This window comes from Kitasatospora sp. NPDC004272 (genome assembly GCF_053603035.1).
On sequence record NZ_JBSGET010000257.1, the window covers coordinates 1 to 4,463 of the forward strand.

The 4,463-nt window shown below is 77.4% G+C and carries 5 protein-coding genes; 3 read left to right on the forward strand and 2 right to left on the reverse strand.

Translation table 11 applies throughout. The annotated features are described in order from the left end of the window. The coding region (gene lnt, locus ACWEO5_RS38075; RefSeq protein ID WP_452166648.1) for an apolipoprotein N-acyltransferase at positions 1-957 on the forward strand (957 nt) is incomplete at its 5' end. An 86-nt stretch (positions 958-1,043) separates the two neighbouring features. Here lnt and ACWEO5_RS38080 read toward each other — a convergent pair. Further along, complete coding sequence (locus ACWEO5_RS38080) at positions 1,044-1,808, reverse strand: VOC family protein (RefSeq protein WP_452166649.1); 765 nt, start codon at positions 1,806-1,808, stop codon at positions 1,044-1,046. Next, positions 1,805-2,035, reverse strand: coding sequence for a zinc-binding dehydrogenase (locus ACWEO5_RS38085; RefSeq protein ID WP_452166650.1), 231 nt, complete (start codon positions 2,033-2,035; stop codon positions 1,805-1,807). Before ACWEO5_RS38085 ends, ACWEO5_RS38080 begins: the two co-directional genes overlap by 4 nt. Before the next feature lie 269 nt (positions 2,036-2,304). Between ACWEO5_RS38085 and ACWEO5_RS38090 the strand changes: the two genes are divergently transcribed. Both ACWEO5_RS38090 and ACWEO5_RS38095 read left to right on the forward strand, forming a co-directional pair. Then, the gene (locus ACWEO5_RS38090; RefSeq protein WP_452166651.1) at positions 2,305-3,507 is read left to right on the forward strand and encodes an MmgE/PrpD family protein; all 1,203 of its coding nucleotides are present in this window, start codon (positions 2,305-2,307) and stop codon (positions 3,505-3,507) included. A 12-nt stretch (positions 3,508-3,519) separates the two neighbouring features. Next, positions 3,520-4,413 carry an enoyl-CoA hydratase-related protein gene (locus ACWEO5_RS38095; RefSeq protein WP_452166652.1) on the forward strand — a complete coding sequence of 298 codons (894 nt, stop codon included), beginning with the start codon at positions 3,520-3,522 and terminating at the stop codon, positions 4,411-4,413. Positions 4,414-4,463: the final 50 nt, after the last annotated feature.

Consider the following 4,463-nt stretch of genomic DNA (forward strand, 5'->3'; position numbering starts at 1 on the left):
GGCCTGCGCGGCGAACGCCAGCGGGCCGCCCCGGCGACCTCGGGCGCGGCGACGGTGGCGCTGGTGCAGGCGGGCCCGACCCCGGACGAGCGGGCCCGGCTGGAGGCGAACGTGCGGATCACCCGTACCCTGGCCGCCCGTCCGGTGGACCTGGTCGTGTGGGGCGAGAGCTCGACCACCGAGGACCTGGACCGGCAGCCGGACACGGTGGCCCGGCTGGCCGCGCTGTCCAGCGCCACCGGGGCGCAGCTGCTGGTCGGCGAGGACGCCCGGAAGGCGGACGGCCGGATCTCCAAGGACGCGGTGCTGGTGGACGGTTCGGGCGTGCTGGCGCGCTACCGCAAGATCCGGCTGGTGCCGTTCGGCGAGTACATCCCGCTGCGCCCGCTGCTGGGCTGGATCGCCGGGGTGAGCGCGGCCGCGGGCGAGAACCGGGTGCCCGGCAGCTCGGTGCACCTGCTGCCGGTGGTGGACCGCGGCGGGCGGGCGCTGCCGGTGGGCGCGCTGATCTGCTTCGAGTCCGCGTTCCCCGACATGTCGCGCACCGCGGCCCGGCAGGGCGCCGAGCTGATCGTCTACCAGTCCGCGACCTCCACCTTCCAGTCCACCTGGGCGCCCGCGCAGCACGCCTCGCTGGGGGCGCTGCGGGCCGCGGAGACCGGCCGCCCGGTGGTGCAGGCCGCCCTGACCGGCGAGTCGGTGGCGTACGACGCGCAGGGGCGGCGGCTGGTCCGGATGGACACCGACGGGTCGGGCGCGGTGACGGTCCGGCTGGCGCTGGCCGATCCGGCGGCCCGCACCTGGTACGTGCGGCTGGGCGACTGGGTGCCGCTGACGGCGCTGGCGGTGGTGCTGACGGCCGCGGTGTGCGCCGCCGCGCCGGTGCTGCGCGAACGCCGCCGCCCGGGCCCGCCGCCGTCCGCGACCCCCGCCGGCGCCCCGCCCGCCCGGGTCTGACCCCCGCGGGCTCCGCCTCCCCCGCTCCCCTCCCCCGCGCGCACGGAGGGCCGCCCCGACCCCGGGGCGGCCCTCTTCCGCTTCCCCTACTGCGCCGCCTCCGCCGCGTGGATGCCGAAGAGCGCGCCCTGCGGGTCGTGCAGCACGGCCAGCCGGGGCCCGTCGGGGACGTCGGTGGGCGGGAGGGTGACGGTGGCGCCGAGCAGGGCGGCGCGTTCGGCGCCGAGGTCGACGTCGGCGACCGCGAAGTACGGCATCCAGTAGGGCGCGACCTCGGCCGGGAACTGGTCGGACATGTCCATCATGCCGCCGAAGTCGCGTCCGCCCAGGCCGAACTGGGTGTACATCTCACCGGTGTTGACGCTCCAGCCGAACACCCGGGCGTAGAACTCGGCGGCGGCGCGCGGGTCGCGGGTGGCGAGTTCGACCCAGCCGAGGGCGCCGGGCTCGTCGCGCAGGTCGACGCCGCGCAGGGCGGCGGGCTCCCAGGTGGAGAAGACCGCGCCGGTGGGGTCGGCGGCGACGGCGAACCGCCCCCAGTCCAGGGCGACGGTCGGCGGGACGATCACCTTGCCGTCGGCGTCGGCGACCTCGTCGGCGGTGATGTCGGTGTCGGCGGTGTGGAAACCGATCGTCCAGGCGGTGGGCTGGTCGGGCTGCATCAGCCCGCTGAGTCCGGCGACGAGCTGATCGCCCAGGTAGAGCTTGGTGTAGCCCATGGCCTTCTCGTCGGGGACCACCTCGGCGCGCCAGCCGAACAGCTCGTGGTAGAAGACCTTGGCGGCGGCCGGGTCCTTGGTGGCGAGTTCGACCCAGCAGGGCGCGCCGGGGCTCGGTTCGGTGATCTTCACGGTCGGCTCATCTCCAGGATCAGTTTCCCTCGGGCGTGTCCGCCCTCCGCCTCGGCCGTCGCCTCGGCGGCGCGTTCCAGCGGGTAGCGGGCGGTGACGTGCGGGTCGAGCGTGCCGGCGGCACTGGCGGGGTCGGCGGCGCGCAGCCGTTCGGCGACGCCCGTGCCGTCCAGGAACTCCTGCTGCTCCGGCCCGCCGTACCCGACGGACCCGAATGCCTTCACCATCCGCTGCCTTCCTCTCCGCTTTCCGGTCCTCCCTTCCCACCCTGCGGGGGTACCGGCGGGTAGCCGGGCTGCCGGTGGGCCGAACGGCGGGGCCGGTGGGCCGAACGGCGGGCCGGCGGGCCGGTGGGCCGAACGGCGGGCCGGCGGGCCGGCGGGGCGGCGGACGGGTGCGGCGCCGGCGCGGTGTGACGCCCGTCCCTCCCCCGCCGGGGACCTGACCTGATAATTTAACGATCGTTCGATCACCCGAGCGCGCGTCAGGAGTCCGCATGGTGCAGAGCGCCCAGAGGCTGGCCCGGTGGGCCGCCGAGTTCACCCCCTCCCCCGAGGACCTGCTGCTGGCCGAGCGGGCGCTGCGGGACACCGTGGCGGTCGCCCTGGCCGCCCGGGAGCACCCGATGGCCGCGCTCGCCGCCCCGCTGCCGGACGCCGCCCGCTGGGCCGCGGTGGCGCACGTCCTGGACTTCGACGACCTGCACCTGCCGTCGACCACCCACATCAGCACGGTCTGCGTCCCCGCCGTGCTGGCCGCGGGCGGGGACGCCCGCGGCTACCTCGCGGGCGCGGGCGTGATGGCCCGGCTCGGCAGCGCGCTGGGCTGGGCGCACTACACCTCGGGCTGGCACGCCACCTGCACCGCCGGGGCCCCGGCGGCGGCCGTCGCGGCCGGGATCTCCCTCGGGCTGGACGCCGACGGCCTGGCCCGCGCGATCGCCCTGGCGCTGCCCGCGGCGGGCGGCGTGCAGCGGGCGTTCGGCACCGACGCCAAGGCGCTCCAGGTGGGTTTCGCCGCGGAGGCGGGCGTCCGGGCGGCGCGGCTGGCGGCGGCGGGCGCCGGGGCGGACGCGTCGGCCCTGGACGAGTGGCTCCCGCTGGTCGGCGGGGACGCCGACCGGATCGACCTCGGCGGCCCCGCGGTGCCGGACGGGCTGGCGACCAAGCTGTTCCCCTGCTGCTACGCGATGCAGCGGCCGATCGGCGCGGCCCGCGCGCTGGCGGCCGCCGTCCCGGACCCGCGGCAGGTGGAGCGGATCGCCGTGCACACCCCGCGCGCCGCCGTCCACCCGCTGATCCACCGGGACCCGACCACCGGCCTGCAGGCCAAGTTCAGCCTGGAGTACGCCGTGGTGACGGCCCTGCTGGACGGCTTCCCCGGCTTCGACGCGTTCACCGACGACGCGGTCCGGCGGCCGGCGGCGCGCCGGCTGCTGGAGCGGGTCGAGGTGTTCGCCGCGGAGAGCGGCGGCACCGACCTGCTCACCGGCGCGACCGAGGTCGAGGTGACCCTGACGGGCGGCCGGACGGTCGGCCGCACGCTCGCCCTGCCGCCGGGCGCTCCCGGACTGCCCGCCACCGCCGAGGAGTTCGCCGCGAAGGTGGCCGGCTGCGGCCCCGACGTCCCCGCCCTGCTGCAGGACCTGACCTGGGCCTCGGCCGCCGCCCTGCTGGCCGACGCCTTCCCCGCCCGCTGACCGGAGAGACCCGTGGACACCGAATTCGTGGACGCCGACTACCAGCAGATCACCTACCGCGTGGACGGCCGCGTCGCCGTCCTCGCGCTGAACCGCCCCGAGGCCCGCAACGGCTTCACCGTGCGGATGTCGCACGAGCTGGCCGACGCCTTCGGGCGGGCCGACGCCGATCCGGAGGTCCGGGCCGTGGTGCTGACCGCCGAGGGGCCGACGTTCTGCGTGGGCGCCGACCTGGCCGCCGGGAACGGCAAGGAGCGGGGCTTCACCCGGACCGAGGACCCCGAGCTGGCCGCGGCCGCCGCCGCGGGCCGCTACCAGGAGCCGGCCGGGCGGGTCACCTCGGTGATGTACCGGATGAACAAGCCGGTGATCGCCGCCGTGCGCGGCGCCGCCGTCGGCGTCGGGTCCTCGCTGCTGCTGCCCGCCGACTTCCGGATCGCCGCCGAGGACGGGAAGTTCGGCTTCCCGTTCACCCGGCGCGGGATCGTCCCCGAGGGCGCCTCCAGCTGGTACCTGCCGCGGCTGGTGGGGCTCGGCACCGCGCTGGACTGGATGCTCTCCGGCCGGATCGTGCCCGCCGCGGAGGCCCGCGCCGCCGGGCTGCTGACCGCCCTGCACCCGGCCGACCAGGTGCTGCCCGCCGCGCTGGAGCTGGCCCGCACCCTGGCCGCCCGCACCGCGCCGGTCCCGGTCGCGCTGACCCGGCAGCTGCTGTACCGGATGGCCTGGGCGGACTCCCCGGAGGCCGTGCACCGCCTGGACTCCCGGCTGATCCACGACCTGACCCGCGGCCCGGACGCGGCGGAGGGCGTGCGGTCGTTCTTCGAGCGCCGCGACCCGGACTTCCCCGGCCGGGTGCCGGCCGACCTGCCGGACTACCTGCCGTGGGCCGCCGGGCCCGCGTAGCCGCGTCGCGCGCGGACGAGGGCGGGGACCTCCGGGAGGTCCCCGCCCTC